Here is a 2,112-nt window from a genome sequence, read left to right as displayed (position 1 = left end):
CACGGCGCCCAGCTCGAAGCCGTGCGTCTCGTCGTCCACGTCGGACAAGGCCGTCACGAAGATCACGGGGATGTGTGCCGTGGCCGGGTTCTGTTTGAGCGTCTTGCAGGTGTCGTGGCCGGTCAGGCCGGGCATCATCACATCGAGCAGGATCAATTGGGGCTTTTCCGTGCCGGCCAGCTCCAGCGCCTTGTGGCCATCGCGGGCAAACAGCAGGCGGTAGTCGTCCTGCAGAATCTGGCGCAGCACCTGCAGGTTGGTGGGTTCATCGTCCACGATCAGGATGCAGGGACGAACTTCACGGTCAGAGTGCGGCATCGTTGCTCTCCATGTTGGCCAGGCTGTTGGCCATGCGTTCTGCGCAGGCGGCGGCGGCATCGAAGTCAAACAGATCGACGGCTTCCATCAGCGCGTGCACTTCGTGGGGCCCCAGGTAGGCCGGTGCAGCCAGGCGAACTTCCTCCAGCACCTTGTCCAGGCACTCGCCGCGGCGGAACGCAGTCTGCAATTGCTGCAGTTTGCGGTGCAGCGTGGCTTGTTCCATGAGCGGCTGTGCTTGGCTTGCCGAGCTTGGCGAGGCCTGTTGTGCGCTCAGTTGCATCGACAGCTGCGTGATCTCGGCCACGGCCGTATTTAGCGCGCTCAGCAAGGCTTGCCACGGTGGGCTCATGTCAGCGCTGGCATCCTGGCGGGCGAGGGTTTCCAGTTGAGCGGCCAGTTGCTCGACTTGGGGTAGCCCCAAGGTGGCAGCCACACCCTTGATGCGGTGGGCTTCCTTGAACGCGGTATGGCCCTGCGGGATCGTCTGTTGGGCCTGCTCGGCCAACCAGTCGGCCTGTTCATGTGCGAAGCGCTGCAAGGCTTTGGCGTAGGGCGCCCAGTCCTGCCAGCGGCGCAGGCCGCGTTGCGTGTCGATGATGCTGTTGTTGACTTGAACGGCGGTGGGCGCTTGCGCAGCCTCCTGTGCCGGCAACAAGGCCTGCCCCGTCACGCGAGACATCTCGGCCATCAGCTCCGCCATCTCGATCGGTTTGGTGGCAAAGCCATCCATGCCCGCATCAATGGCGGCCTGGCGGTCTTCCATCTGCACGCTGGCGGACAAGGCCAGCATGGGTGTGCGGCCTTGGCCTTGTTCGATCTCACGCTGGCGCAAGGTGCGGCTGGCGGTCAGGCCGTCCATCACAGGCATCTGCACGTCCATCAGGATGATGTCGAAGTGTTCGTCTCCTGCTCGTGCCAGTGCCTGCTCGCCGTTGCCGGCCGTGACCACCGTGTGGCCCTGCTTGCTCAGCAACTGCGTGAGCAACTCCAGGTTCTGCTCCACGTCATCCACGGCAAGAATGCGCATGGGCGGCAGGCGCATGGCCTGCGTCGAGGTGTGGATACGCAGTGCATTGGCTGCGTTGCCCTTTTCCATGGGAATGAGCACGTGGAAGACACTGCCTTGTCCCGGCTCGCTGGTCGCCCAGATGCGGCCGTGCATCAGCTCGGTCAACTGCTTGCTGATCGTGGTGCCCAGTCCGGTGCCGCCAAAGCGGCGACTCATCGAGGCATCGGCCTGCGTGAACGCATCAAAGATGTGCGGCAGGCGATCTTGTGCAATGCCGATGCCGGTGTCCTTGACCATGAAGTGCACGCCTTCGGCTTCGCGCTGTACTGAGACGGTCACGCCACCTTGTTCGGTGAACTTGATGGCGTTGCCCACCAGGTTGACCAGGATCTGACGAAGTCGATGTGGGTCGCCCTTGACGTGCTCGCCCACCTGGCTGTCGATCTCGCAGTTCAAGGACAGGTGCTTGCGGTTGGCATGGATGGATTGCTCCGCACACAACTGCTCCACCAGATCGGGCAGCGAGAAATCAAGCTCTTCCAGCTCCAATGCGCCGTGCTCCAGCTTGGAGGTGTCAAGGATGTCGTTGAGCAGGTGCAGCAGGTTGCGTGCTGACTTGTGCACGGTCTCCAGGCGCTTGCGTTGCTCGCTTTGCAACTCGCCGGTCAGCACCAGGTCGGTGAAGCCGATGATGGCGTTCATGGGGGTGCGGATCTCGTGGCTCATGTTCGCCAGGAAGGTGCTGCGCGCAGAGGCTGCGGCTTCGGCGCGTTCCTTGGCCA

Annotated in this window: 2 protein-coding genes; both read right to left on the bottom strand. The window is 63.1% G+C overall.

The annotated features are described in order from the left end of the window. Positions 1-318, bottom strand: a 318-nt coding sequence (locus EPO09_RS15715; protein WP_290644272.1) for a response regulator, incomplete at its 3' end; no start/stop codon positions are given. Next, a partial coding sequence (locus EPO09_RS15710) for an ATP-binding protein (RefSeq protein ID WP_290644271.1) occupies positions 305-2,112 on the bottom strand: 1,808 nt, incomplete at its 5' end. The genes EPO09_RS15715 and EPO09_RS15710, both read right to left, overlap by 14 nt.

Source organism: Aquabacterium sp., from assembly GCF_004297345.1.
Classification (GTDB): domain Bacteria; phylum Pseudomonadota; class Gammaproteobacteria; order Burkholderiales; family Burkholderiaceae_C; genus Aquabacterium.
The sequence above is the reverse complement of the archived record's forward strand: the minus strand, read 5'-3'. Positions and strand labels throughout refer to the sequence as shown.